This window comes from Comamonas sp. BIGb0152 (genome assembly GCF_024809975.1).
Classification (GTDB): domain Bacteria; phylum Pseudomonadota; class Gammaproteobacteria; order Burkholderiales; family Burkholderiaceae_C; genus Comamonas.
This window is the reverse complement of the sequence record NZ_JANUDY010000009.1, coordinates 131,198-156,024: the sequence shown is the minus strand read 5'-3', so window position 1 is coordinate 156,024 and position 24,827 is coordinate 131,198. Positions and strand designations below refer to the sequence as shown.

Annotated in this window: 24 protein-coding genes; 9 read left to right on the top strand and 15 right to left on the bottom strand. The window is 65.9% G+C overall.

Going from position 1 to position 24,827, the window contains the following annotated elements; all coding sequences use genetic code 11:
* Window positions 1-9 precede the first annotated feature (9 nt).
* The 3 genes from M2375_RS17480 to M2375_RS17470 are packed head-to-tail and all read right to left on the bottom strand — an operon-like array spanning window position 10 to window position 1,403.
* Window positions 10-345, bottom strand: a complete 336-nt coding sequence (locus M2375_RS17480; protein ID WP_259169159.1) for a hypothetical protein — start codon at window positions 343-345, stop codon at window positions 10-12.
* Window positions 346-350: 5 nt separating this feature from the next.
* Window positions 351-746, bottom strand: coding sequence for a nuclear transport factor 2 family protein (locus M2375_RS17475; protein ID WP_259169158.1), 396 nt, complete (start codon window positions 744-746; stop codon window positions 351-353).
* A 21-nt stretch (window positions 747-767) separates the two neighbouring features.
* Entirely contained in the window at window positions 768-1,403 is a 636-nt protein-coding gene (locus tag M2375_RS17470) for a DsbA family protein (protein WP_259169157.1), read from the bottom strand.
* An 81-nt stretch (window positions 1,404-1,484) separates the two neighbouring features.
* Here M2375_RS17470 and M2375_RS17465 point away from each other — a divergent pair, with 81 nt between their 5' ends.
* From M2375_RS17465 to M2375_RS17445, 5 genes are all read left to right on the top strand, one after another.
* Window positions 1,485-2,429, top strand: coding sequence for a LysR family transcriptional regulator (locus tag M2375_RS17465; RefSeq protein WP_259169156.1), 945 nt, complete (start codon window positions 1,485-1,487; stop codon window positions 2,427-2,429).
* A 277-nt stretch (window positions 2,430-2,706) separates the two neighbouring features.
* Window positions 2,707-4,353, top strand: coding sequence for an ATP-binding cassette domain-containing protein (locus M2375_RS17460; protein ID WP_259169155.1), 1,647 nt, complete (start codon window positions 2,707-2,709; stop codon window positions 4,351-4,353).
* 242 nt (window positions 4,354-4,595) lie between these two features.
* Window positions 4,596-5,489, top strand: a complete 894-nt coding sequence (locus tag M2375_RS17455; protein WP_259169153.1) for a LysR family transcriptional regulator — start codon at window positions 4,596-4,598, stop codon at window positions 5,487-5,489.
* Between the two features lie 70 nt (window positions 5,490-5,559).
* A complete protein-coding gene (locus M2375_RS17450) occupies window positions 5,560-6,474 on the top strand; it encodes an NAD(P)-dependent oxidoreductase (protein WP_259169152.1) in 915 nt (304 codons plus the stop codon).
* 118 nt (window positions 6,475-6,592) lie between these two features.
* Window positions 6,593-7,078 (top strand): ribosomal protein L7/L12, encoded by a 486-nt coding sequence (locus M2375_RS17445; RefSeq protein ID WP_259169151.1) that lies wholly within the window; start codon window positions 6,593-6,595, stop codon window positions 7,076-7,078.
* A 37-nt stretch (window positions 7,079-7,115) separates the two neighbouring features.
* Here M2375_RS17445 and yghU read toward each other — a convergent pair whose 3' ends face one another.
* Window positions 7,116-7,952: a glutathione-dependent disulfide-bond oxidoreductase gene (gene yghU, locus M2375_RS17440; RefSeq protein ID WP_259169150.1), complete on the bottom strand. Its 837-nt coding sequence runs from the start codon at window positions 7,950-7,952 to the stop codon at window positions 7,116-7,118.
* A gap of 262 nt (window positions 7,953-8,214) precedes the next feature.
* Between yghU and M2375_RS17435 the strand changes: the two genes are divergently transcribed.
* Window positions 8,215-8,964 carry a type 1 glutamine amidotransferase gene (locus M2375_RS17435; RefSeq protein ID WP_259169149.1) on the top strand — a complete coding sequence of 250 codons (750 nt, stop codon included), beginning with the start codon at window positions 8,215-8,217 and terminating at the stop codon, window positions 8,962-8,964.
* Between the two features lie 125 nt (window positions 8,965-9,089).
* Here M2375_RS17435 and serS read toward each other — a convergent pair whose 3' ends face one another.
* From serS to M2375_RS17420, 3 genes are all read right to left on the bottom strand, one after another.
* A complete protein-coding gene (gene serS, locus M2375_RS17430; protein WP_259169148.1) occupies window positions 9,090-10,406 on the bottom strand; it encodes a serine--tRNA ligase in 1,317 nt (438 codons plus the stop codon).
* A gap of 118 nt (window positions 10,407-10,524) precedes the next feature.
* Window positions 10,525-11,508, bottom strand: coding sequence for a 4-hydroxy-3-methylbut-2-enyl diphosphate reductase (ispH, locus tag M2375_RS17425; protein ID WP_259169147.1), 984 nt, complete (start codon window positions 11,506-11,508; stop codon window positions 10,525-10,527).
* A gap of 2 nt (window positions 11,509-11,510) precedes the next feature.
* Complete coding sequence (locus tag M2375_RS17420) at window positions 11,511-11,996, bottom strand: peptidylprolyl isomerase (RefSeq protein WP_259169146.1); 486 nt, start codon at window positions 11,994-11,996, stop codon at window positions 11,511-11,513.
* A gap of 213 nt (window positions 11,997-12,209) precedes the next feature.
* On the opposite strand from M2375_RS17420, the gene radC reads away from it, so the two are divergent.
* Together radC and M2375_RS17410 are read left to right on the top strand one after the other, a co-directional pair.
* Window positions 12,210-12,908, top strand: coding sequence for a DNA repair protein RadC (gene radC, locus M2375_RS17415; protein ID WP_259169145.1), 699 nt, complete (start codon window positions 12,210-12,212; stop codon window positions 12,906-12,908).
* Window positions 12,905-13,723 (top strand): Smr/MutS family protein, encoded by an 819-nt coding sequence (locus M2375_RS17410; RefSeq protein ID WP_310473186.1) that lies wholly within the window; start codon window positions 12,905-12,907, stop codon window positions 13,721-13,723. The genes radC and M2375_RS17410 overlap by 4 nt, the downstream gene beginning before the upstream one ends.
* A 9-nt stretch (window positions 13,724-13,732) precedes the next feature.
* Here the strand turns inward: M2375_RS17410 and M2375_RS17405 are convergent, their stop codons facing one another.
* The 4 genes from M2375_RS17405 to M2375_RS17390 form a co-directional block, all read right to left on the bottom strand.
* Window positions 13,733-14,848 carry a M48 family metalloprotease gene (locus tag M2375_RS17405; RefSeq protein WP_259169144.1) on the bottom strand — a complete coding sequence of 372 codons (1,116 nt, stop codon included), beginning with the start codon at window positions 14,846-14,848 and terminating at the stop codon, window positions 13,733-13,735.
* Window positions 14,849-14,926: 78 nt separating this feature from the next.
* Window positions 14,927-15,520 carry a LemA family protein gene (locus tag M2375_RS17400; RefSeq protein WP_259169143.1) on the bottom strand — a complete coding sequence of 198 codons (594 nt, stop codon included), beginning with the start codon at window positions 15,518-15,520 and terminating at the stop codon, window positions 14,927-14,929.
* A 263-nt stretch (window positions 15,521-15,783) separates the two neighbouring features.
* On the bottom strand, window positions 15,784-16,182 hold the full coding sequence (locus M2375_RS17395; RefSeq protein WP_259169142.1) for a group II truncated hemoglobin: 399 nt from the start codon (window positions 16,180-16,182) through the stop codon (window positions 15,784-15,786).
* A 111-nt stretch (window positions 16,183-16,293) separates the two neighbouring features.
* Window positions 16,294-18,810, bottom strand: a complete 2,517-nt coding sequence (locus tag M2375_RS17390) for an ABC transporter permease (RefSeq protein ID WP_259169141.1) — start codon at window positions 18,808-18,810, stop codon at window positions 16,294-16,296.
* 136 nt (window positions 18,811-18,946) lie between these two features.
* Between M2375_RS17390 and M2375_RS17385 the strand changes: the two genes are divergently transcribed.
* Window positions 18,947-19,972, top strand: coding sequence for a sensor domain-containing diguanylate cyclase (locus M2375_RS17385; protein ID WP_259169140.1), 1,026 nt, complete (start codon window positions 18,947-18,949; stop codon window positions 19,970-19,972).
* 10 nt (window positions 19,973-19,982) lie between these two features.
* Here the strand turns inward: M2375_RS17385 and M2375_RS17380 are convergent, their stop codons facing one another.
* The 4 genes from M2375_RS17380 to apbC form a co-directional block, all read right to left on the bottom strand.
* Window positions 19,983-20,297 carry a hypothetical protein gene (locus M2375_RS17380; protein WP_259169139.1) on the bottom strand — a complete coding sequence of 105 codons (315 nt, stop codon included), beginning with the start codon at window positions 20,295-20,297 and terminating at the stop codon, window positions 19,983-19,985.
* Window positions 20,294-22,585: an FdhF/YdeP family oxidoreductase gene (locus M2375_RS17375; protein WP_259169138.1), complete on the bottom strand. Its 2,292-nt coding sequence runs from the start codon at window positions 22,583-22,585 to the stop codon at window positions 20,294-20,296. The genes M2375_RS17380 and M2375_RS17375 overlap by 4 nt, the downstream gene beginning before the upstream one ends.
* A gap of 98 nt (window positions 22,586-22,683) precedes the next feature.
* The gene (locus M2375_RS17370; protein WP_259169137.1) at window positions 22,684-23,631 is read right to left on the bottom strand and encodes a LysR family transcriptional regulator; all 948 of its coding nucleotides are present in this window, start codon (window positions 23,629-23,631) and stop codon (window positions 22,684-22,686) included.
* Window positions 23,631-24,722, bottom strand: a complete 1,092-nt coding sequence (gene apbC / locus M2375_RS17365) for an iron-sulfur cluster carrier protein ApbC (RefSeq protein ID WP_259169136.1) — start codon at window positions 24,720-24,722, stop codon at window positions 23,631-23,633. Before apbC ends, M2375_RS17370 begins: the two co-directional genes overlap by 1 nt.
* Between the last annotated feature and the right edge of the window lie 105 nt (window positions 24,723-24,827).

Sequence of the window (24,827 nt, the reverse complement as noted above, 5' to 3'; positions counted from 1 at the left end):
CCCAGTGATTCAGCCAGCAGCAGCGCTGGCGGCACTGCTTGGTGCAATCGCAGTCGCAGTCGCAGTCGCAGTCGCAATGGCATTCGCAATGGCATTGGCGATGGCCGCCTCCAGCTGGGCCAGCTCCTGGTCCCAACCGCCGCGCTGGCGAAAGCGCTTACCCGCGCGTTCGTACCAGTTTTCAGCGTCTTCCAGATCGCCTTCCTGCCAATGCACCATGCCGTGCAACCAGGCGGCCAGCAGGCCTGGGTGGCGCTGAACGCCGTCGTGGGCGGCATGCCAGTCGCCCGCTTGCAGCAAGGCCAGCAGCGTCTGCAACTGGCGCAGTTCTTCTAGTGTCGGCATGGTGGCTACGGCTGGGCCGCCTGCTGCATGGGGTAGCTGTCCACCACCTGCTCCATGCGGATGATCAGGCCATCGCGCAGCTGGTAGAGGTGCGAGAAGCTCGCCTCCATGGCCTTGCCGCTGGCGCGGTGGGTGCCGGTGTAGCGGCCAAAGGCAGCGACCCGGTCGCCATCGGCCAGGTAGGTATGCACCTGCACGCTGAAGCCTGCCCAATCGCTGCTCAGGCGCGCAAACACGCCTTGCACAATCTGCGCCGCGCCCACATAGCGGCCGGCATAGGGCGAGCCAGCCGCCTCGATCCACAGCACATCGGGTGCCAGCGCGGCCATCAGATGCCGGGCATTGTCTTCGGCGCTGCCTTCATAGGTGGCGCGAATGGTGTCCAGGTTGCGCTTCGTCATGCAGTCTCTCCAGTCGGCCCATCAGGCGGCCAGCCATTGGGCAACAAAAGCCTCGGGGTCGGAAAAAGCGGCACTCGCGTTCAGCAGCTGCTGCTGGCCATCTTGCGCCAGCACAAAGCTGGGCACGCCTTGCGCGCCCATCTGCCGCATCAGCTGCTGGGCCTGGGCCACCCGCGCGCTGTTGGCATCCATCAGCGCCACATCGGGGGCCGCCAGCCGGGCGGCGGCATCCTCCAGGCCCAAGCCGCGCAGCAGCGCCAGCAAAACAGGGATGGCCGTGATGTCGGCCCCCTCCACATAGCGTGCATGCTGGATGGCCTTGAGCGCTTCGGGCTCGCGTTGCGGCGCCGTCAGCGAGACAGCGGTCAACGCCACTGTGGCCGGGCCACTGTCAAACATCTGTTGGCTGTTGTCCAGCACCTGGCTGCGGTAAAGCGCGCTGAAGGGTTGGCCCGTCAGGCGCTCAATGCGCTGGTCATTGCTCCAGGCATAGGCGGCAAAGGCCGCATCCATGGGCCGGGCGCCCTCGCCCGAAAAAAGCCCGCTGGGCAGCATGTGCAGCTGCTCGCCACTGCGCTGCGCCAGCGTCGCCAGGACCTTGCCTGCGCCATAGCACCAGCCGCACAGGGGATCAAAGAGGTAGTACAGGCGTTTCATATCTATTCCGTATCGAATGCAATGCCGCCATAGTATGCAATTGCGATTGACAAATAAATAGAGATCAAACAGATAATCTGTATGCAAAAAGCAAACAATGTCGACGATGCCGGTATTGGCAACTACGCCAACCTCAAGCGCCTGGCGTATTTCAGTGCGGTGGTCGAGACCGGCAGCTTCACGGCCGCTGCAGAGCGCCTGGGCATCACCAAGGCCGTGGTCAGCCAGCAGGTGGCCCGGCTGGAGGCCGATTTCAGCACCAGCCTGCTTGCCCGCAGCACCCGCAAGGTGGTGCCCACCGATGCGGGGCGTGTGTTCTACCAGCGCTGCGCTTTGATCCTCAAGGAGGCCGCAGACGCCTTTGATGAACTGTCGCAGTCGGCCCAGGCGCCGTCGGGCACCTTGCGGCTGACGGCCCCGCTCGACTACGGCATCGCGGCCATCGTGCCGGCGATCACCGCGTTCTGCCGCCGCTACCCGCAGTGCAAGGTGGATGCCTCACTCAGCGACCAATCCTTGGACCTGATGGACGGCCAGGTGGAGCTGGCCATCCGCGTGGGCTGGCTCACCGAGCTGCACCTGCAGGCCCGCCAGATCGGCAGCTTTCGCCAGCTGTTGGTGGCCGCGCCCGCCTGGCGCAGCCAGCTGGCCGGCATCCAGGTGCCGCAGCAGTTGAGCACCCTGCCCTTTGTGGCCAACACCGCGCTGCGCGATCCGCTGCACTGGAGCTTTTCGCGCAGCGCGCTGGAGCGCCAGAATGTCGGCATGCCCTCGGTGCTGTCGCTCAACGCCACCATGGCCGTGCGCGAAGCCGTGCGCCATGGCGCAGGCCTGTCGGTGCTGCCCGACTACACCGTGGCCGAAGACCTGCAAAGCGGTCGCCTGGTACAGGTGCTGCCCGATTGGAAGCTGCCCTCGGGCGGCATCCATGCCGTGTTCCCGGCCGCGCGCTTTCGCCCGGTGAAGGTGCGTGCCTTTGTGGAGCTGCTGCAAGAACAGCTCGCTGCCAGCACCGATGGGCGCTGATCTGCAGCGCGGCCCACTGGCCAACCGCCCAGCACGCAGGGGCCCGCCAAGCCCGGGCTTTGCGCCTGTTGGCATACGGCCTACAATCACCAGCTTGCCCACTGTGCGAGATCCTCTACCCATGCGCCATTGATGCCGCCGTCCTCGACCGTAGACACGGTTTTGCTGACGGCCCCCACACGTCCCGCCCCTTTATGGCAGCGGCTGCAACCGCCAGCGCTGCAGGCTCGCAAGCCACGGTACAGGGGATGTTCGGCATCCATGACATCGCACTGGTATGACAGACACGCATTTGACGCTGCACGGCGTCTCCTATTCGCTGCCCCAAGGCCGGCAGCTTTTCTCCGATCTCCACGCCCGCTTTGACCGCCAGCACACGGCCCTGGTCGGCCGCAATGGCGTGGGCAAAACGGTGCTGGCCCGGCTGCTGGCAGGCCAACTCGAACCGACCAGTGGCCGCATCAGCCGCGCAGGCCGCATCCACTACCTGCCGCAAAACCTGCTGCTACAGCACCCAGAGCAAAGCATTGCCGCGCTGGCCGGCCTGGCGCCGGCGCTGGCCGCTTTGCAGCGCATCGAGCAAGGCAGCAGTGACCCGCAAGATTTTGCACTGCTGGCCGAGCGCTGGGATCTGCGCCAGCAGTTCCAGACCCTGCTGCAAGACAGCGGCTTGCCCGCCCTGCCCGCGGATACCCCGGCCAGCACATTGAGCGGCGGCCAGGCCATGCGTGTGGCGCTGCTGGGCGCCCAGCTGGCGCAGGCCGATTTTCTGATCTTGGACGAGCCCAGCAACCACCTGGATGCGGCTGCCCGGCGCGCGCTGGCGCAGCGCTTGCAGCGCTGGCCGGGCGGCCTGCTGCTGATCAGCCATGACCGGCGCCTGCTCGCGCAGATGGAGGTCATTGCCGAGCTGAGCAGCCAGGGGCTGAGCCTGTACAGCGGCTCCTACGGCGGCTACCAGCAAGCACAGCAGCAGCGCACGCAACTTGCGATGGATGCGCTGGCCCGCAGCAAGCAGGAGCGCAAGCGCAGCGAGCACGCCCTGCGCGACCAGCAAGAGCGCCAGGCGCGCAAGCTGGCCCGGGGCGAGCAACAGGGCAAGCAGGCCAACCAGGCCAAGATCCTGCTGGGCCGCGCCAAACAGCGCTCGGAGGCATCATCGGGCAAACTGGCCGCCCAGCATGCCGCTGCCCGCGAGGCCTTGAACGCCCGCGTCAGCGAAGCGGCCCAGGCCATCGACTGGCAGGCCGGCCCCATCCACTGGCACCTGCCCCCCGAAGCCTTTGGGCGGAGCCGCAGCAGCAGCGCCATCGTCGCCGAGCTGCAGGCGGTGCGATCCCCGCGCCTGGCTGGTGCGCAGCCGCTGCACCTGCAGTTGCGCGCCGGCCAGCGCCTAGCGATCACGGGGCCCAATGGCTGTGGTAAATCCAGTTTGCTGCAGATGCTGGCCGGCCAGCTGGCCCCCGCTGCGGGGCAACGGCAAGTGCATGTGCCCAGGGCCATGCTGGACCAGCAGCAAAGTGGGCTGCAGCCAGAGCGCAGCGTGCTGGCGCAATGGCAGCAGTGCAATCGCCGTACGCCAGAAGGGGTGCTGCGCATGCGCCTGGCGCAGCTGGGGCTGGATGCCCGGCATATCCTGCAGCCCAGCGGCCAGCTGAGCGGTGGCGAGCGCCTCAAAGCCGCCCTGGCCTGTGCGCTGTACCGCGACGATCCCGCCCAGTTGCTGCTGCTCGATGAGCCCGACAACCACCTCGATCTCCCCTCGCTGCAGGCGCTGGAGCAGATGCTGCGCAGCTACCCGGGTTGCCTGGTCGTCGTCTCGCATGACGAGCTGCTGCTGGACGCCCTGGCGCTGACGCAGCGGCTGGCGTTCAGCGATGACGGCTGGCAACTGCAGCCTTGGACCCCCGACTCCGCCACCTAACCACCGCCGGGCGGCACACGGAAGTTCTCTGTGATGCGCTGCTCGGCGCGCTGGCTAAGGGCTAGCAACCAGCGCCACCACCGGGCTGGCCTACTGGCCGGCATCGGCGGGGCCGCCAGCGCTGGCGTCGGATGGACAGGGGAAGCAGGGAGAGGTCGAGGGTTTTGCATGGACACCGATGCTCGGCCTGGGCCACACTTCTGTAAAGTTGAATTTCCTATGCATTCACTTCAGAAAAACTGATGCGAAACCTCAACCTGGACCAGGTGCAAACCTTGGTTGCCATTGCCGACCTGGGCACCTTTGCCGCCGCCGCGCAGGCCCTGCACCTATCCCCGCCAGCCATCAGCCTGCATATCAAGGAGCTGGAGGCGCGCATGGACACGGCCCTGCTGCTGCGTGGCAGGCGCCAGGCGGTGCTCACCGCTGCGGGCGAGGTGCTGGTGGCCCATGGCCGCCAACTGCTCGACGCCAGCGATGAGCTGATCGACCTGGTGCAGCGCCGCGCCAGCGGCCGCGAGGGCCTGGTCAAAGTGGGCGTGTCGGCGGGGGTCAGCACCCGGCTGCTGCCGATGATGCTGGAGCAACTGAGCCAGCGCAGCCCGGGGGTGGAGGTCAAGCTCGAAGCGGTGGGCTCGGCCGAGGCGATGCAGCGCCTGCGCGCCGGCTCGCTGGATGTGGCCATTGTGGCCAGCCCCCAGCCCAGCAGCGCCGAGATCGTGCTGACGCCCTGGCGCAATGACCCCATGGTGGTGCTGCTGCCCGCCGCCTGGAAGGCCCCCAAGCGGGTGACGCCAGACTGGCTGGCCGACAAGCGCTGGGCCTCGTTTGCACCGGCCACACAAATGCATGGGCTGATTGCCGGCTGGTTTGGCCAGGCAGGCCACCATCCCCGGCCTTTTCTCACCCTGAGCTACCCCGGCGCGCTCAAAAGCCTGGCTGCTGCCAGCCAGAGTGCCGTGATCCTGCCGTTGGAAGAGGTGGAGGACCAGCTGCAGCTGCCCGGCGTGCAGGTGCGCCATCTCTCGCCCCGGCTGATGCGGCCGATGGCCGTGGCGCACCGCCGCGACGGCAGCCACAACCCGGCCGCTGCTGCGGTGCTGGAGGTGCTGGCCGCCTTTGCACTGCCGGGCTGATGTCCTGTGTTTGACAGGGGCCAGGGCCCCGCCCCTGCCATCATGGATGCATACCAACAAGGAGACATGAATGGCAGACAAGATCGGTTTTATCGGACTGGGCCGCATGGGAAAACCCATGGCCGCCAACCTGGTCAAGAAAGGCTTTGCACTGGTGGTCCATGACCTGAACCAGACGGCAGTCAATGACCTGGTAGCGATGGGCGCGCAAAGCGCGGGGCTGCGCGAGATGGCCCGCGACTGCAGCATCATCGTCACCATGCTGCCCTCGTCGGTGGAGGTGGAGCAAACGGCGCTGGGCGAGGATGGCATCTTTGCCCATGCCCAGCCCGGCAGCATCTTGATGGACATGAGCACCATCGACCCGCTGGCGACCGACCGGCTGGCCCAGCAGGCCGCTGCCAAAGGCCTGTCGATGGTGGATGCCCCGGTGGGGCGCCTGGCCGAGCATGCCGACCGGGGCGAATCCCTCTTCATGGTGGGCGCCAGCGATGCCGACCTGGCCCGCGTGCAGCCCTTGCTGAACGCGATGGGCACGACCACCCACCACTGCGGGCCGGTGGGCACGGGCGGGCGCACCAAGCTGGTCAACAACTACCTGGCCGTCACCCTCACCCAGGTGAACGCCGAGGCGCTGGCGCTGTCGCAGCGCTTTGGCCTCGATATCACCAAGACCTTGCAGGTGCTGCTGGGCACCTCGGCCACCAACGGCCAGCTGCGCATGAACTTTGCCAACAAGGTGCTGCTGGGCGACACCACGCCCGGCTTCACCATTGACCTGGCCCACAAGGACATGTCGCTGGTCGTGGCCGCCGCCCATGCCAGCAAGGTGCCCATGCCGGTAGCCGCTGCCGTGCACGAGTCTTACAGCCTGGCGCGCGCCAGCCAGCATGGCGGCCTGGATTTCTCAGGCATGGCCGATGTGCTCTGCAGCCTGGCCGGCATTGACAAGCCGCGCGTGCCCAAAGGCTGGACACCGGGCTGAACGCAGCCCCGCCTTGGTGCGCGCGGGTGGCCACGGCAGCGGTTTGCGTCGCCGTCCTATGGCCGCCGCGCTGCAAACGGGGTACAAAGGCAGTTCCAGCCACCCGCCCCCCTCCGCCATGACCGCTCCCATCCCTGCCCACATCGCCTCCCTTTGGCGCAACCACGACAAGATTGCCGCCATCAAGCGGCTGCGCGAAGAAACGGGCATGGGCCTGGCGGAGGCCAAGCATGCGCTGGAAACCCAGCTGGATGGGGGCGATGACAGCGCCTCTTCCGCCGGCAGCCTGGGGGTGAGCGCCGCCATCGATGCAGCGCTGGCCCGGGGCGACAAGATCGTCGCCATCAAGCTGCTAAAGGACGCCACCGGCATGGGCCTCAAAGAGGCCAAGGACCGGATTGAATCGGGGGACCCGCAGCAGTGGCGGGTGGAGGGCAACCTGGCCCAGCACCCAGCCACGCCGCCAGCCGTGCGACCGGCTGCGCCCAACTGGGCGGCCGCCGGCCATGAGCCGGGCAAGGTGCAAGGCTCGGGCACCTGGACGGCGGTGTTCGCCATCGTATTGGTCCTGGTGCTGGCGGCCTGGTACTTCTTGCGCGCTTGATCGGCTCAAAGCCTGCCAGGGCCCGGCATTAGCGGCATTAGCGCTGGAAGTCCGCCGCACTGTGCCGCTCGGGCATGGGTGACTCGCCCCGGATGCGGTTGACGCGCTGGCCGCGTTGCACCGCCGGGCGCTGCGCAATCTCATCGGTCCAGCGGCGCACATGGGCATAGGCGCCCACATCCAGAAACTCGGCCGCGTTGTAGACCTCGTTGTTCATCAGTGCGCCATACCAAGGCCAGGCAGCGATGTCGGCAATGCTGTAGTCCTTGCCAGCGATAAAGTGCTGCTCGGCCAGCTGGCGGTTGAGCACATCGAGCTGGCGCTTGACCTCCATCGCATAGCGGTTGATCGGGTAGGCCATCTTCTCTGGCGCATAGGCATAGAAGTGGCCAAAACCGCCGCCCAGAAAGGCCGCACTGCCCACCTGCCAGAACAGCCAGTTGAGCACCTCGGTACGGGCTGCGCCCTCCTTGGGCAGGAACTGGCCAAACCTCTCGGCCAGGTGCATGAGGATGGAGCCCGACTCGAACACCCGCACCGGCGTGCTGCCACTGCGGTCCAGCAGCGCGGGAATCTTGGAGTTGGGGTTGACATCGACAAAGCCGCTGCCAAATTGGTCGCCCTCACCGATGTTGATCAGCCAGGCGTCGTACTCGGCCTCGGCAATGCCCAGCTCCAACAGCTCTTCGAGCATGATCGTCACCTTGACGCCATTGGGCGTACCCAGCGAATACAGCTGCAAGGGGTGCTTGCCCACCGGCAGTTCCTTGTCGTGCGTGGCGCCCGCTTCGGGGCGGTTGATATGGGCGAAGGCGCCTCCATTGCCTTTGTCCCAGGTCCAGACTTTGGGCGGTTGGTAGGGTTGGGTCGACATGCTTTACCTCAGCTTTCTGTATAGGGCTGGGGCCCATCTCTGCGGCCCGGCAGGGTGCGGGCGCAAGGGCTTGGGGCCACCTGCTGACGATCATAAAGATGACCCCGGGGCGCTGCAGCGCTGCCTGAAAAGACCACAAGGCAGGTCGCGGCAGCTTGATGCCATCTTGATGGCGGCCCGCGCAGTCTAGATGTGCGCTCAATGCCAGGCTTTCTACAGTGGAGGCCTCTCTACCCAGGGCTTGAACCGCGAGCCTCCCGCCATGAAACCTGTCGCCATCCTCCAGCATGAAACCTCGCAGGGCCCGGGCGTGTTGCTCGACCATTTGCAGCAGCACGGCATCCCGTATGCGTTGATAACGCCCTGCGACAAGGGCATCGCTGCGATGCGCGCGCGTGACTACCGCGGCATCGTCGTGCTGGGCAGCAACCATTGCGCCAATGAGCAGCTGCGCTGGATCGAGCAGGAACGCTGCCTGCTGCAAAACGCCCTGGCTGCGGAGGTGCCCGTGCTCGGCCACTGCTTTGGCGCGCAGATGCTGGCCCGTGCCATGGGCGCGCGCGTATGGCGCAACCCCTGCGCCAACATCGGCTGGAGCCGCGTCTGGGTCACCCCCCAAGCGCGGGCATGCATGGACTTGCCCGCCGAGGCCACCATCTTCAACTGGCACTACGACAGCTTTGAGATTCCGCCAGGCGCCCGCCGCAGCATGTATGGCCGCCACTGTCTGAACAAAGGCTTTGTGCATGGGCCGCACTGGGCATTCCAAGGCCATCTGGAGGTCACCGCCCAGAGCGTGCGTGACTGGTGCGAGGAAGGCGCACCCGAGCTGCGCAGCGCCGCTGGCCCCGCCGTGCAAAGCCAGGCGCAGATCCTGGCGCAATTGCCCCGGCACATCCGCCAGCTGCACCAGATCGCCCAGCGCACCTACAGTGCCTGGACGGCGCAGTTACCCCGCCCGCGCCTTTTTTTCATGCCCGTATGGGGAGAGGCGCGCCTGGCGCTGGCATGAGTTGGGTGGGCTGCTGCGCCTTGCCCCGCATTGATGCCGCTGCGGCACGCTTCAACCCAACACCACACCCATAAAAAAGCCGGTGCATCGCTGCACCGGCTTTGGAGAAGGAGCGGCCTAAAAACTTAGGCCTTCAGCACGGCCACACCGCCCATATAGGGCTGCAGTGCCTCCGGCACGGTCACCGAGCCGTCGGCATTCTGGTAGTTCTCCAGCACGGCCACCAGGGTGCGGCCCACGGCCAGGCCCGAGCCGTTCAAGGTGTGGACCAGCTCGTTCTTGCCTTGCGCGTTCTTGAAGCGGGCCTGCATGCGGCGGGCCTGGAAGGCTTCGCAGTTGCTCACCGAGCTGATTTCGCGGTAGGTGTTCTGCGCCGGCAGCCAGACTTCCAGGTCATAGGTCTTGGCAGCACCAAAGCCCATGTCACCGGTGGACAGGGCCAGCACGCGGTAGGGCAGGCCCAGGCGCTGCAGCACGTCTTCGGCGTGGCGCGTCATCTCTTCCAGCGCCTCGTAGCTCTTGTCCGGGTGCACCACCTGCACCATCTCGACCTTGTCAAACTGGTGCTGGCGGATCAGGCCCCGGGTGTCGCGGCCGGCCGAGCCCGCTTCCGAGCGGAAGCAGGGGCTGTGCGCCGTCAGCTTGATGGGCAGTTGGTCTTCGCTCAGCACCTCGTCGCGCACCAGGTTGGTCAGCGGCACTTCGGAGGTTGGGATCAGGTAGAGCGCGGCGGTATCAGGCACGGCCTCGGCGTCCTGGCCGCCCTTGTTGGCGGCAAACAGGTCCTGCTCGAACTTGGGCAGCTGGCCCGTGCCCTTGAGCGAATCGCTGTTGACGATATAGGGCACATAGCACTCGGTGTAGCCATGCTGCTCGGTCTGCAGGTCGATCATGAACTGCGCCAGCGCGCGGTGCAGGCGGGCGATAGGGCCCTTCATCACGGTAAAGCGCGAGCCGGTCAGCTTGACGCCGGCCTCAAAATCCAGGCCCAGGGGCGTGCCCACATCGACATGGTCCTTGATCTCAAAATCAAAGCTGCGGGCCGTGCCCCAGCGGCGCACTTCCACATTGGCCGACTCGTCCTCGCCCACCGGCACGCTCTCGTGCGGCAGATTGGGCAGGGCCACCAGCATCGCATGCAGTTCGGTCTGCAGTTCGTCCAGGCGGGTGGCCGATTGCTCCAGCTCGGTCTTCATCGCCGCCACGTCGGCCTTGGCAGCTTCAGCCGCGTCTTTCTCGCCCTTGCCCATCAGCATGCCAATTTGCTTGGACAGCTGGTTGCGCTTGCTCTGCAGCTCTTCGGTGCGCGTCTGGATGGTCTTGCGTTCCGCTTCCAGGGCCTTGAAGGCTTCCACATTCAGAAATGCCTGGGGGCTCTTGCGGGTCTGCAGGCGGGCGACGACCGAGTCCAGGTCTTTGCGAAGCAACAAAATATCAAGCATGAATAACCTCTTGGGGGTGGGCATCCGCTGCGGGATGCCGAAAATATCTGGGGGGAGGCGGTGGGTCTGCCCACCGCGATCAGCGAAGGGGACGGGCCGCCAGGCCGCAAGGCCTTGTTCAGCGACCCGTCTCCGGAGATCGTGCAGAAATCTCCAGGCCGCCGACATCGATTTTCAGGCCCTTGGGCAGCGGAAACTTGACGGTCTCCTCGATGCCATCCATCTTACGCACCGAGGTGGCGCCCAGCATCTTGATGCGCTCGATCACCTGCTTGACCAGCACCTCGGGTGCCGAGGCACCGGCCGTGAGGCCGACGCGGGCAATGCCGTCAAACCACTCGGGTTTCAGCTCATCGGCGTTGTCCACCATATAGCCCGGCGTGCCCAGCTTGACGGCCAGCTCGCGCAGGCGGTTGCTGTTGGAGCTGGTGGGGCTGCCCACGACGATCACCAGATCGACCTGGGGGCTCATCACCTTGATGGCGTCCTGGCGGTTCTGCGTGGCGTAGCAAATATCTTGCTGCTTAGGCTCGCGGATCTGCGGAAAGCGCAGCTTGACGGCGGCCGAGATCTCGGCGGCATCGTCCACACTCAACGTGGTCTGGGTCACCACGGCCAGCTTTTCCGTCTGGCTGGGGTGGACATGGGCCACATCGCTCACCTGCTCGACCAGGTGGATGCCTTCCGAGAGCTGGCCCATGGTGCCTTCGACTTCCGGGTGGCCCTTGTGGCCGATCATGATGAACTCATAACCCTCTTTGGCCAGCTTGGCCACTTCCACATGGACCTTGGTCACCAGCGGGCAGGTGGCATCAAAAATGCTGAACCCACGGCGCTCGGCCTCGCGCTGCACGGCCTTGCTCACGCCATGGGCCGAAAAGATCAGGGTCGCACCGGGCGGCACATCGTCCAGCTCTTCAATAAAGATCGCACCCTTGGCCTTGAGGTCGTTGACCACATAGGTGTTGTGCACGATCTCGTGGCGCACATAAATCGGCGCGCCAAATTTCTCGATCGCCCGCTCGACGATCTCGATGGCCCGATCGACGCCCGCGCAAAAGCCGCGCGGCTCGGCCAATACGATTTCCTGGGGCCGCAACATGCTCAGAGCACCCCGATCAGCTTGACTTCAAAGGTCACCGGCTGGCTGGCCAGCGGGTGGTTGAAGTCAAATTGCACGGCGCCATCGTCGCGCACCTGCATGGCCACACCGGCGTAGGTGTTGCTGCCATCGGGCGTGGGGAACTGCACCACATCGCCCAAGCTGTACTGCTCCATCGGGTCGCCCAGCTCGTTGAGCAAACGGCGCGCCACCCACTGCACCATCTCGGGGTTGCGCTCACCAAAAGCCTCGCCAGCGGGCACATGGAAGGTGGCGTGCGTGCCTTCGGGCAGGCCCAAAAGCAGGTTCTCGACCGACGGCGACAGCTCGCCCATGCCCAGGGACAGGGTCGCGGGCTTGCCTTCAAAGGTGTTGATCACATCGCCCGCCGGGCCAGCCAGGCGGTAGTGCAAGGTCAGAAACGATCCGGGTTGTACCACTGGCGCATCGGTAGGCAGCGGCGTCACGGGGGCCATCGGAGTAGTCATGCAAATCCCTATAAACTGGGCCGTATTGTAGGTTGTAGGGTGTAACCCCTGCATGAAACCCTAATCTGGCCATCGGCCGACAGCGAACCTTCCGGAGTGCCGATGAACACCCCTCTTTGCTGCCTTGCCCCTGCCTGTGCATGGCACGCACCGCCCCTGCCCCGCCCGTTTGGCGCCCACCTCTTGCCGGGCCAGCCGGACTGAAAGCAGCACATGCCCCTCAAAGATCTCCCCACCGACTGCCAGCCGCGCGAAAAACTGCTCGCCAAAGGAGCCGGCACGCTGACCGATGCCGAGCTGCTGGCCATCTTGCTGCGCACCGGCATGGCCGGCAAAAGCGTGCTGCAGTGGGCGGCCGAGCTGCTGGCCCCGCGCCAGCCCGATGCCATCGGCAGCTTTGGCGGCATCAACGGCCTGCTGCAAGCCAGCAGCGCCGAGCTTTCCCAGGTCAAGGGCCTGGGCCCGGCAAAACGGGCCGAGCTGATGGCGGTGCTGGAGCTGGCCCGCCGGGCCATGGCCCAGCAGCTGCAGCAGCGCACCATGCTGGAAAGCGCCGCCACCGTCAAAGCCTATGTGCAACTGCACCTGGCCCACAAGCAGCATGAGGTGTTTGCCGTGCTGTTTCTCGACAGCCAGCACCAGCTGATTGCGCTGGAAGAATTGTTTCGGGGCACCTTGGGCCAGGCCAGCGTCTACCCCCGCGAGGTAGTGGTGCGCGCGCTCCACCACCATTGCGCGGCCGTGATTCTGGCGCACAATCACCCCAGCGGTCATGTCCGGCCCAGCCAGGCCGACAAGCAACTGACCCACAGTCTCAAGGCCGCCCTGTCCTTGGTCGATGTGCGGGTGCTGGACCATATTATTGTTGGGCCCGGTGCAGCGCTGTCGATGGCCGAGGAAGGTGAGATGTGAGTAAACAGGACAAAACCCGCAGCGTCGCATCGCTGCGGGAGCTCAAGCAACTGCGCAAGGCGCTGACGGCCTTGCAGGCCGAGCAAGCGGCCCAGCGCCAGCGGCAGGAGCAGGCCCGGCAGCAGGCGCTGCGCCAGGCCGAGCGCGACCGCCAGCTGTTCCGCCAGACCGTGGGCGCCGTGCGGCCCCTCCCGAGCAACGACCAGGTGCCCGCCGAGCCCGCCCTGCCCGATCCCTTGCCGCTGCAGCACTGGGCCGATGAAAAACGCGTGCTGCTCGAAGCCATGAGCGACGAGTTCGACGCCAGCACCTTGCTCGATACCGATGACCAGCTGAGTTTTCGCCGCAAGGGCATTGGCCGCGATGTGGTGCACAAGCTGCGCGCAGGCAGCTGGACCATCCAGCGCCAGATCGACCTGCATGGCTTTCGCACCGATGAGGCACGCGAGGCACTGGGCGCTTTTATCCGCCAGGCCCAGCGCCAGGGCCTGCGCTGCGTGCGCGTGGTGCATGGCAAGGGCCTGGGCTCGCCGGGCCGCATGCCGGTGCTCAAAGGCCGGGTGCACAGCTGGCTGGTGCAGAAGAACGAGGTGCTGGCCTTTGTCCAGGCCCGCCCGGTCGATGGGGGCGCCGGCGCCCTGGTGGTGCTGCTGCGCGCGGCATCGATGACCACCAGCGCCGTCCAGGTGGCCGATGCGCTGCTGGAGATGCAGGCCATCGCCCAGCAAGCCGCCGCTGCGCCAGCGCCCGACCCGGTGGCCGCGCAGGTCCTGTCCTGGGCGGCACAGGTCCGCAGCGCCAAGGCCAAGCGCTGAGCATCCAACCTAGCTGGTTTTGGACTGTGCCAGTGGCAGCGGGGCACTGAACGGGTTCACCCAGCGCTGGTCGGCATCCTGCAGCGGCAGCGGCTCCCGTGCTTCGTCCTCGCCATAGATGCGCGCAATCCGCGCTTCCAAGCTGGGGTGGCTGGCCATCCAGGGCACGCCACCCAGGTGCCAGAAATCATGCAATTCTTCGATGCTGTGGACCTCCAGCAGCAGCATGTGCGCTACCAATGGTGAATAGGCCCCTGAGCCTGCGCCTTGCGGCTGCAAGGCATCGGCTTGCAATGGGTAGTCCTGCAGCCACAGCGCTTTGCGCAGCACGCGGCCCAGCCCGTCGGGGTTGCGCGTCCACTGCACCGCCCGGGCATCTGCCAGGTATTCGCGCTGGCGCGACACTGTGGCCTTGAGCGCCTGGGCAGCGAGCCAGCCCAACCAGCCCACAGCCATCAGCGGCCTGCCAAACAGCGATACGCCGCGCTCAACCCAGTCGCGCCCGTAGTTGAACAACATCTCCAGGCCAAACACATAGCCGGCCAGTTCCATGTTCAGCCGGGTATCCCCTTCGTGCAGATGGGACAGCTCGTGCGCGACCACGCCCTTGAGTTCATCGCGGCTGAGGTAGTCCAGTGTGCCCATGGACACCACGATCACCGCATCCTCGGCCTCCCAGGCCGCTGCAAAGGCGTTGAGCGATTGATCACGGGGCAGCACCATCGCCTGGGGCCGCAGGGCACCAGCGGCAATGCACAGCTCGTCAACGATATTCAGGTACTGCTGCTCGGCATGCGATACCGACGGCCGTGCCGCCCGCGCGCCCAGTTGCTTGGCCAGATGCAGCCCACCCTGGCGCAGGTTGCTGCGCTTGATCCAGGCGCCGCCCAGCACCATCAGGCTGACGATGCCGATATTGGTGGCCAAAAAACCGGCCGGGTAGTGCACGGCGACCTGTTCAAGCCGCAAGCTGGTCAAGGCCACGGCCACCAGTGCCGGCGTCCAGAACACCAGCGCCAGCACCAGGTGCACGCCAGCGGCAATGCCCAGCACCAGCAGCGCAAAGGCGGCCAGCAAGCCCCAGGTGCGGCGCCGGGCGCTGGCTTGGAAATCCCAGAATGTCATGGAAGTGCGGCTGCGGCGTTGCAGCACGGCATGCCGGCGTGGCGGTCAGCGTCGCTGTAGGCAGCCGCCACCATCGGCTTAAAACTGCACGCGAACGGTTTCGCGCTCCTGGGCACTTTGCGTGGACTGCAGCATGGGCATCGCATGAAAGCCCAGAATCGAGGCGACCACAATCGCGGGGAAGGCGCGGGAGGCGTTGTTGAAATGCAGCACCTCGTCGTTATAGGCCTGGCGCGCATAGCCAATGCGGTTTTCGGTGCTGCCCAGCTCTTCGCTGAGCGAGCGCATGGTGCTGTCGGCCTTCAGGTCGGGGTAGCTCTCGGTGAGCACCATCAAACGCCCCAAGGCGCCGCCCAGCGCACCCTCTGCGGCCACCATGGCATCGGCCACCTCGGGTTTACCTGGGGCTGCGCGCAGCGCACTGGCCGCCGCCTGCGCCTGGCCACGCGCACGGATCACCGCCTCCAGGGTCTGGGATTCGTGCTCCAGGTATTTCTTGGCCACCGCCACCAGGTTGGGCACCAGGTCATAGCGCCGCTTGAGCTGCACATCGATCTGCGCCAAGGCGTTGCTGGTGCGGTTGCGCAAGGCCATCAAGCGGTTGTAGACCAGCGCGCCCCATACGAGCAAGGCTGCAATCACCGCCGAGACCACCATCATGTTGGTATTCATAACCCTCTTCCACCCTCTTCGTTTTTAGTGGCTTGATTATGGGCCAAACCGCTGCGGCGCCCCAATAGCGAATGCAAACCAAGATTCACGTTGCATTTTGAGAACCTTGTCCCTGACAGAAATCAATAAATGCGGTATTGGGTAACCACCGCGCTGCCTGCGGCGGGCACCTTGGGCAATCGCGGCAACGCCCTGCCGTGGTCTGAACGCGGTCTCGGGCGATCCGCGCCCATTCCATGGGGCGGCGGTTCTGCAGAGTATCGCTAGCGGTTGCGCATCCAGTCTGCCGTCTGGAAAAAGCTCTGCGCGAGGCGGGCACGCAGCGCGGCATCGACCCCGATATCGCCCATGGCCTGGTCCATGCAGGCCAGCCACTGGTCGCGCTCCAGAATGCCGATGGAGAACGGCATATGGCGCATGCGCAAGCGCGGATGGCCAAAACGCTGCTGGTAATGGTCGGGCCCGCCCAGCCAGCCGCACAAAAACCAAAACAGCTTGTCCCGCGCATCCTGCAAAGTGCTGCCATGGGCGTCACGCAGCTCCTTGTAGCCGGGCTCCAGGTCCATCAGGTCGTAGAAGCGGTCCACCAGCACCCGCACCTGCCCTTCGCCGCCGATCCATTCAAAAGGGGTGTCAAACGGGGGTTTTTCGTCGATTTGCATACATAGCTCTCAGGGTGGGCGCAGGTCTGGGGCAGAACACCAGGCAGTGGCCGCGTTGTCTGCACAGCGCCCACTGCCCGGGCCAGCGATATTAACGGCTATTGAACGCCCTCAAACCGCTTCACGCAAGGTCACCACCACCGGGCGGCGCAGCACCTCGCGCAGGCCCCACCAGCCCGCCACCAGCGCCAGAATGGCACCGCAAACGCCACCGGCCAGCGGCACCCACCAGCGCGGCACCCAGGCAAAGTCAAACACAAACTGGGCCAGCGCCCAGCCAATGGCCATGGCCACCACGCTGGCCAGCACACCGGCCAGCAGGCCAACCCCGGCCAGCTCCGCGCGCTGCACCTGGCGCAGCAGCTGGCTGCGCGCACCCACGGCCCGCATGATCGCGTACTCGCGGGCACGCTCTTCCCGCGTGGCGGTAATCGCCGCAAACAGCACCACCAGGCCAGCGGCCAAGGTAAAGCCAAACAAGAACTCCACCGCGCGAATCACCTGGTTGAGCACCTGCTGGAGCTGGGCCACGGTGGCGCGCAGGTCCACATTGGTGATGTTGGGAAACTCGCGCACCAGCGCATTGTCAAAGCCCGCCGTCTCGGGCGCGCGGTAGGCGGCCAGGTAGGTAATGGCCACCCCATCCATCTGGGCGACCGGGTACATGACAAAGAAATTCGCACGCATCGATCCCCAGTCCACCTTGCGCAGGCTGGTGATCGTGCTCTCGTGCGGCACGCCGCCCATGTCAAACAGCAGGCGGTCGCCCATCTTCAGGCCCAGGGTCTCGGCAATGCCCTCTTCGACGCTGACGCCGCCCGCCTCGCCCGGCTTCCACTGGCCCTGCACGATCTGGTTGTGCTCCTGCAGCACATCGCTGTGGGAGATGTTGAACTCGCGGTCCACCAAGCGCTTGGCGCGGTCTTCCGTGTAGTCGCCCGGCCCCACGTCCTTGCCATTGATCTGGATGAGGCGGCCGCGAATCATCGGGTACCAGTCCCATTTGTCGATGCCCGCTTGGCGCAGCCGCTGCTGGAAGGCCTCGGCCTGGTCGGGCTGGATATTGATGACAAAGCGGTTCATCGCATCAGGCGGCGTGGTTTGGCGCCAGGTCTGGATCAGGTCGGTGCGCAGCAGCACCAGCAACACCAGCGCCATCAGGCCCACCGCCAGGCTGCTGACCTGCACCACGGCAAACCAGGGCCGGGCGGCGACCTGGCGCGTGGCCAGCAGCAACCAGCGCGGCGCCGTGCGCTCGTTCACCACGCGGCGCAGCAGCGTGATGGCGGCGGCGCTGAGCAGCGCAAACACCACGATCGCCACCGCAAAACCGCCCACGGCAATGCCGCCCAGCTTGGCATCGCCGCTGACCAGCAGCAGCATGGCGGCAAAGCCCAGTACGCCGAGCAGCAGCACCGATGCCGAGGCCGGGCGCAGCGCACCCAGGTCACGGCGCAGCACCCGCAGCGGTGGCACCTGGGCCAGTTGCAGCACCGGCGGCAGGCCAAAGGCCAGCAGCAAGGTCATGCCCATGCCCACGCCCATCACCAGGGGCCAGCCGCTGGCCGCTGGCAGCGTGACCGCGAGCAAGCCGGCCATCAGCCAGACAAACAAATAGTGCATCGCATAACCCAGCGCCACGCCCAGCAGGCTGGCCGCCAGGCCCACGATGACAAACTCGACCACATAGGCGCCGGCAATGGCGCGCTGCGCCAGGCCCAGCACCCGCAACAGCGCCGCGCCATTGAGGTGGGCACTGGCAAAGGTGCGGGCCGCCAAGGCCACGGCCACGGCCGACAGCAGCGCAGCCAGGAGCGCCACCAGGTTCAGGAACTTCTGCGCGCGCTCCAGCGTTTGCTCCATCTCGGGCCGGCCGCTTTGCAGCGACTCAATGCGCACACCATGGCTTTGGGGCTGGGCTACTTCGGCCTCGGCCCATTGCAGAAACTGCGCCGCGCCCGCGGGCTCGCCGGCCACCGCGAAGCGGTAGAGCAAACGGCTGGCAGGCTGCACCAAACCGGTGGCAGCCAGATCGCTCCAGTCCAGCATCACCCGAGGAGAAAAGCCCAGAAAACCCGCGCCCCGGTCGGGCTCGATGGTCAGCACCCGGCCAATGGTGAAGCGCTTGTCACCCAGCCAGAGCACTGAACCCGTTTGCAGGCCCAGCGCTTCGAGCAAGCTCGGATCGACCCAGACTTCGCCTGGAGCCGGAATGTCCCGGGTTGCCGCATCAGGCTGGCCGGCAGCCGGCGCCGTGCGCAAGCTGCCCCGCAGAGGGTAGCCCGCCTGCACCGCCTTGAGGCCCACTAACCGCGATTCGCCGCCATCGGCATCGTCGGCGCGGGCCATGGTTGGGAAGGTGACCGTAGTCACGCCTTTCAAACCCAGGGCCTGGGCCTTGTCGCCAAAGCCGGCCGGCGTGCTGTTGTCGCTCACCACCACCACATCGCCGCCCAGCAGCTGGCTGGCATCGCGCTGCAACCCCGCCTGCAGGCGGTCCGAGAAAAAGCTCACCGAGGTGAGCGCTGCGACGGCCAGCGCCACCGCCACCAACAACAAGCGCAGCTCACCTGCCCGCCAGTCACGCAGCAGTTGGCGCCAACCCAGCGCAAAAAAATTGTGTTCCATGCAGCGAACATAACTGATGCGCGCTTATCCCCTGCCCTTACCGGATTACCGCTATGACTTTCATTGAAAGAGATCATCCCCAGGACCGCGATTGCGAGTTACGATATGAAACAACAATCTCTCAACGAGCCCTCCTATGCAAGCCTTGATTTCACAATTGGGCCAGACGTTTGCCAAAGCTCGCAGTCTGGAGGAGCTGACGCGCCCCCTGCTGGAGATGCTGCAAAAAGTCACCCATCTCGAATCCACCTACCTCACCCGCATCGATCTGGGCCAGCGCGTGCAGCAGGTGCTGTTTGCGCGCAATACCCAAAGCCTGCAGATTCCCGAGAACCTGAGCGTGCCTTGGGAAGACACCTTGTGCAAGCGCGCCATCGATGAGAACTGCCTCTACACCGACGATGTCGGCCAGATCTGGGGCGACTCACAGGCCGCGCAGGCGCTGGGCATACAGACCTATGCCAGCACACCGGTCCACCTCTCGGACGGTGCGCTCTACGGCACGCTGTGCGGCGCCAGCGCATCGCGCAAACCGCTGCAGCGCGATACCCAGGATGTCATGCGCCTGTTTGCCCAGTTCCTGGGCCAGCAGGTCGAGCGCGAGCAGCTGCTGACCCAGATCCAGGTGCAAAACGAAGAGCTGCAGCGGCTGGCACGCACCGATGCCCTGACCGGCCTGCCCAACCGCCGCGCGCTGATCGAGCAGCTGGACCAGCTGCAGGCCATTGCCCAGCGCCAGGCGCGCTATGTGCTGGTCGGCATGATCGACATGGATGGCTTTAAGGCTATTAACGATGGTTATGGCCATGAGGCCGGTGACCGCTTCTTACAGCTGCTGGCCAACCAGATGCGCGAGGCCATGCGCGACTCCGACCTGATCGCGCGCCAGGGTGGCGACGAATTCGTGTTCACCGGCCTGGGCCCGTTTCTGCACGAGCCCATTGCGCCCGCGCTGAGCGAGACACAGGCCCGTTTGTTTGCCAGCACCCGTGCGGAGGCGCTGTGCCTGGGCACGGGGGTGCGCTTGAACTACACCGGTGCCAGTGTGGGCCTGGTGGCGGTCACCCCGGGCACCGATGCCGATACCGCCTTGCAGCAGGCCGACCTGGCCATGTACCAGACCAAGCAAGCCCGCAAAGCCCGCCACCCGGTCGCGGCCTGAGCCCAAAGCCTTACAACGGCGATGAGGCCTGTGCGATCTGCGATGCAGCCGCCGCGCCTGGCGCGGTCAATGCCAGCATCCAGCGCCCGTCTACCGATTGCGTCTCCACCCAGGGGGCCTGCTCGGCCTGCGCCAGCAGCAGGTTGAGCATGGCCAGCTCGCGCAGCACGCTGCTGGCAGCTGTCTCCAGCCGTTTGGCCAGCCGCACCAGCGGTACCGGCTGGCCTGCGCGCGCCTGCTGCTCCTGCGCCAAGGCCTGCAGCATGCGCAGCGCCAGTGGCGAAAGTGCCGGGGCGGCAGCCGCCACGGGGCGCACTGCACTCACAGCGGCGCCTGCCCGGGCTCCAGCACCACGGGGATGGATTTGGACGTCGGCGTGCCGGCGTGGGCTGCCACGGCCGACAGGGGCACCAGCGGATTGGTCTCAGGGTAGTAGGCGGCCAGGTTGCCGCGCGGAATGTCATAGGCCACCAGCTTGAAGCCATCCACCTGGCGCGGCTGGCCATCATCCCAGACGGTGCGGATATTCACCCAGTCCCCATCGGCCATGCCCAGCGCGCGGATGTCATCGGCATGGATGAACACCACCCGCCGTTGGCCAAACACGCCCCGGTAGCGGTCGTCCATGCCATAGATGGTGGTGTTGTACTGGTCGTGGGAGCGGGTGGTGAGCAAGGTGAACACGCGTTGGTCACGCAGCCGCGCACGCGCCCGATGGGTGGGGGTATCGACCGGCACCGCATGGGCGTGGAAACTGGCCTTGCCGCTGGCCGTGGCCCAGATGCGCTCGCTGGCGGTGTTGCGCAGCCGAAAACCACCGGGCACGGCCACACGCTGGTTGAAGTCCGCAAAATCGGGAAACACCTTGGCAATCTCGTCGCGGATCAGCGCGTAATCGGCGGCCAGCGCCAGCCAGTTCACCCGGCTGCGCGCGCCCAGGGTCGCATGGGCCAGCCGGGCGACGATCGCCGGTTCGGACAGCAGGTGTTCGGACGCAGGCGGGTTCATGCCCATCGACAGGTGCACCATGCTCATCGAATCCTCAACCGTCACCCCCTGGGGCTGGCCATTTTGCAGATCGATCTCGGTGCGGCCCAGGCAGGGCAGCAGCAAGGCCTGGCGGCCATGCACCACATGGCTGCGGTTGAGCTTGGTGGTGACCTGCACGGTCAGCGCGCAGCGCTGCAGGCCTTTCCAGGTTTCGTAGGTATCGGGCGTGGCCGCCGCAAAATTGCCGCCCAGCGCAAAAAACACCTGGGCCCGGCCATCGCGCATGCTGGCAATGGCGTCGACCGTGTCCATGCCGGGCGCGCGGGGCGGCGCAAAGCCATATACCTCCTGCAACCGGTCGAGCAAGGCCGCAGGCGGCTTCTCCCAGATGCCCATGCTGCGGTCGCCCTGCACATTGCTGTGGCCGCGCACCGGGCACGGCCCCGCTCCTGGCCGGCCGATATGGCCGCGCAGCAGCAGCAGGTTCACAATCATCTGGATGGTCGCTACCGAATGCGCATGCTGGGTAATGCCCATGCCCCAGCAGGCAATCACCTTGTCCGCGCCCAGGTAGACCTCGGCAGCCGCACGCATCTGCGCCTCGCTCAGGCCGGATTCCTGCGCCAGCAGCGCCCAGTCTTCAGACTGCAGGCTCTGCGCCAGCGCCTCAAAGCCGGTGGTGTGGGCGGCGATAAAGCCATGGTCGAGCACACCGCCACGGCTAGCTTCCTGCTCCAGCACATGCTTGAGCATGCCCCGCAGCGCCGCAAGATCACCGCCCACGCGCAGCTGGAAGTAATGCGTGCTGATGGGGCTGGAGCCCAGGGTGGCCATCTCCAGCTTGTCCTGCGGATCGGCAAAGCGCTCCAGGCCGCGCTCACGCAAGGGGTTGAAGCTGACAATGCGCGCGCCGCGCTTGTGCGCCTCGCGCAGCTCGCCCAGCATGCGCGGGTGGTTGGTGCCCGGGTTCTGGCCAAAGATGAAGATGGCATCGGCCTCTTCAAAATCGGCCAAGGTCACCGTGCCCTTGCCCACGCCGATCTGGTCGCGCATGGCCGAGCCACTGGGCTCATGGCACATGTTGGAGCAATCGGGGAAATTGTTGGTGCCGTACTCGCGCACAAACAGCTGGTAGAGGAAGGCCGCCTCATTGCTGGCCCGGCCCGAGGTGTAGAACACCGCCTGGTCCGGGCTGGGCAGCGCGTTCAGGTGCCGGGCGATCAGCGCAAAGGCATCGCCCCAGGCAATCGGCTGGTAGTGGTCGCTGGCCGGGTCGTAGACCATCGGCTGGGTCAGCCGGCCCTGGTCTTCCAGCCAAAAGTCGCTTTGCTGGGCCAGCTCGCGCACGCTGTAGCGGGCAAACAGCTCGGGCCCCGCGCGCCGGGCCGTGGCCTCGGCCGCGACGGCTTTGACGCCGTTCTCACAGAACTCGAAAGTCGAGGCATGGTTGCGGTCCGGCCAGGCGCAGCCCGGGCAGTCAAAGCCATCGGGCTGGTTGGCGGACAGCAGAGTCTTGGCCCCCTTGAGGGCAATGTCGTGGTGCAGCAGCGTGTTTTTGACACTGTTCAAAGCGCCCCAGCCACCGGCTGGGCCTTTGTAGAAGGCGATTTTCTGTTCTTGCATGGCGGGCGCTTGGTGTAGCCCTGCATTTCAACGCGCTGGCAGCCCGGCGTCAAATTCAATACGGCAATGCCGGCATTCAAGATGCCTATGTGGCCGACCTAGCGCGCCTGCAACGCGCCCGCATGCTGCCGGCACTGCGCCTGCCAGTCGGCCTGCGCCATCACCGCGCGCGCTGCCTCGATCGCCGGCATGGCTTGCTGGGATTGCTGGTAAAGAAAGGCCACTGCGCTCTCGGCGACCGGATCGACCAGCGGCCAGGCGCGCAGGCCCGGCGTGTAGCGCACGGTGGCCAGCACGGCGCCCGGCACAATGCTGGCCATTTGCCCTTCGCCCACGGCCTGCAACAGGGCCTGTACAGAATTGGTTTCCATGGCGGGCTGCACCACCACGCCTACGCTGTCAAAGCTGCGGTCCACGATCTGGCGGTTGTGCATGTCCGGGGTCAGCAGGCACAGCGGCTGCTGCGCGGCCTGCGCCCATGGCATGGGTTCGGCAGCCTGCAAGCTGTCGGCCACACAGGCGGGCGGCGGTGCTGATTGCAGCAGGTAGTAATGCTCTTGGTATTGCGGCACGCAGTGGGTGCTACTGCGGCCAATGCGGTCGCTGTAACCCAGCGCCAGGTCCAGGCTCAGCGCTTCCAGGCCACGCTCAATGTCGGGCGAACTCATCGCATGCAGCGCAGGCACCAGGCCCGGGTGCTGCTGGCGCAGCAGGCTGGCAAAGCGCAGCAGCATCGGCATGGCAGTAGGCACCGCCGCCATGCGCAGGGGCCCTTGCAATTGCCCTGCCTGGGCCGAGAGGCGCTGGCGCAGGCGCGCCTCGCTTTGCAGCATCTCCAAACCGGTTTGCAACACCTGCTCACCCTCGGGCGTAAAGCCGGCAAACACCCGGCCCCGGCGCACGATAGGCACGCCAAACTCCGCCTCCAAGGCGCGCAGCGCATTGGACAGGGTGGGCTGGGTGATGTGGCAGGCCTGGGCTGCCCTTGCGAAATGGCCATGCGCATGGAGCGCGGCCAGGTATCGCATGGCAGCGAGCAGGTTCATCAGGTGTTGCTGCTGACGCTGATGGTGGGGAACTTCGACGAAAAATCTTTCGCCTGCTGCGCAATCTTGACGGCAATGCTGCGTGCCACCTGCTTGTAGATGGCTGCCACTTCGCTGTCGGGTGCGGCCACCACGGTGGGGGTGCCGCTGTCCGCTTGCTCGCGGATCTGCATCGACAGCGGCAGCGCGCCCAGGTAGTCGAGCTGGTAGTCGGCCGCCATGTGCTTGCCGCCATCGGCGCCAAAGATGTGTTCCACATGGCCGCAGTTCGTGCAGACATGCATGGCCATGTTCTCGATCACGCCGAGAATGGGCACGCCCACCTTCTCGAACATCTTGATGCCCTTGCGCGCATCCAACAGAGCGATGTCCTGCGGGGTGGTGACAATCACGGCGCCGGTCAGCGGCACCCGCTGGCTCAGGGTCAGCTGGATATCGCCGGTGCCCGGTGGCATGTCAATCAACAGGTAATCCAGGCCTGCCCAGTTGGTCTGGCGCAGCATTTGCTCGAGCGCCTGCACGGCCATCGGGCCACGCCAGATCATCGCCTGGTCCTGGTCCACCAGCAGGCCGATCGACATCACCTGCACGCCATGGTTCAGCTTGGGCTCCATGGTCTTGCCGTCGCTGCTCTCGGGCTTGCCCTCCACGCCCATCATCATGGTCTGGCTGGGGCCGTAGATATCGGCATCCAGCACACCCACCGTGGCGCCCTCGGCCGCCAAGGCCAGCGCCAGGTTGGCGGTGGTGGTGCTTTTGCCCACACCGCCCTTGCCCGACGCCACCGCAATGATGTTCTTCACGCCAGGCAGCAGCGGCACGCCGCGCTGCACTGCATGCGAGATCACCTTGTTGCTGATGCTCACCGAGACGTTGTCCACGCCGGGCACCGTCTTGGCCGCTGCCACGAACTGGCTGCGCAGCTGGGGCACCAGGCTTTTGGCGGGGTAGCCCATCTCCACCTCAAAGGCGACATCGCCGCCGTTGATCTGGAGGTTGCGCACAGCGCGTGTGCTGACAAAATCTTTGCCCGTGTGTGGGTCTTGAACGCTGGCCAGCGCGGCCAGTAGCGTGGTTTCGGTCACTGTCATCGTGTTTTCTATTCCTGAGGCAGCAATAAGTCTAGCGAACCGCGCTTGCCCTTGCGAACCAGCGACAATCTGGGCTTTGCCCTCTGCACCTCTTGAAAGACCTGC

Excerpts from the sequence above, each read along its gene's own strand:
- M2375_RS17370 (WP_259169137.1), bottom strand. The coding sequence starts at position 23,631 with ATGAACCTGCTCGCTGCCATGCGATACCTGGCCGCGCTCCATGCGCAT.
- M2375_RS17405 (WP_259169144.1), bottom strand. The coding sequence starts at position 14,848 with ATGACATTCTGGGATTTCCAAGCCAGCGCCCGGCGCCGCACCTGGGGC.
- M2375_RS17470 (WP_259169157.1), bottom strand. The coding sequence starts at position 1,403 with ATGAAACGCCTGTACTACCTCTTTGATCCCCTGTGCGGCTGGTGCTAT.
- M2375_RS17465 (WP_259169156.1), top strand. The coding sequence starts at position 1,485 with ATGCAAAAAGCAAACAATGTCGACGATGCCGGTATTGGCAACTACGCC.
- M2375_RS17435 (WP_259169149.1), top strand. The coding sequence starts at position 8,215 with ATGAAACCTGTCGCCATCCTCCAGCATGAAACCTCGCAGGGCCCGGGC.
- apbC (WP_259169136.1), bottom strand. The coding sequence starts at position 24,722 with ATGACAGTGACCGAAACCACGCTACTGGCCGCGCTGGCCAGCGTTCAA.
- serS (WP_259169148.1), bottom strand. The coding sequence starts at position 10,406 with ATGCTTGATATTTTGTTGCTTCGCAAAGACCTGGACTCGGTCGTCGCC.
- yghU (WP_259169150.1), bottom strand. The coding sequence starts at position 7,952 with ATGTCGACCCAACCCTACCAACCGCCCAAAGTCTGGACCTGGGACAAA.
- M2375_RS17445 (WP_259169151.1), top strand. The coding sequence starts at position 6,593 with ATGACCGCTCCCATCCCTGCCCACATCGCCTCCCTTTGGCGCAACCAC.
- M2375_RS17455 (WP_259169153.1), top strand. The coding sequence starts at position 4,596 with ATGCGAAACCTCAACCTGGACCAGGTGCAAACCTTGGTTGCCATTGCC.
- M2375_RS17375 (WP_259169138.1), bottom strand. The coding sequence starts at position 22,585 with ATGCAAGAACAGAAAATCGCCTTCTACAAAGGCCCAGCCGGTGGCTGG.
- M2375_RS17385 (WP_259169140.1), top strand. The coding sequence starts at position 18,947 with ATGCAAGCCTTGATTTCACAATTGGGCCAGACGTTTGCCAAAGCTCGC.
- M2375_RS17420 (WP_259169146.1), bottom strand. The coding sequence starts at position 11,996 with ATGACTACTCCGATGGCCCCCGTGACGCCGCTGCCTACCGATGCGCCA.
- M2375_RS17395 (WP_259169142.1), bottom strand. The coding sequence starts at position 16,182 with ATGCAAATCGACGAAAAACCCCCGTTTGACACCCCTTTTGAATGGATC.
- radC (WP_259169145.1), top strand. The coding sequence starts at position 12,210 with ATGCCCCTCAAAGATCTCCCCACCGACTGCCAGCCGCGCGAAAAACTG.
- ispH (WP_259169147.1), bottom strand. The coding sequence starts at position 11,508 with ATGTTGCGGCCCCAGGAAATCGTATTGGCCGAGCCGCGCGGCTTTTGC.
- M2375_RS17450 (WP_259169152.1), top strand. The coding sequence starts at position 5,560 with ATGGCAGACAAGATCGGTTTTATCGGACTGGGCCGCATGGGAAAACCC.
- M2375_RS17475 (WP_259169158.1), bottom strand. The coding sequence starts at position 746 with ATGACGAAGCGCAACCTGGACACCATTCGCGCCACCTATGAAGGCAGC.
- M2375_RS17480 (WP_259169159.1), bottom strand. The coding sequence starts at position 345 with ATGCCGACACTAGAAGAACTGCGCCAGTTGCAGACGCTGCTGGCCTTG.
- M2375_RS17390 (WP_259169141.1), bottom strand. The coding sequence starts at position 18,810 with ATGGAACACAATTTTTTTGCGCTGGGTTGGCGCCAACTGCTGCGTGAC.
- M2375_RS17400 (WP_259169143.1), bottom strand. The coding sequence starts at position 15,520 with ATGAATACCAACATGATGGTGGTCTCGGCGGTGATTGCAGCCTTGCTC.
- M2375_RS17460 (WP_259169155.1), top strand. The coding sequence starts at position 2,707 with ATGACAGACACGCATTTGACGCTGCACGGCGTCTCCTATTCGCTGCCC.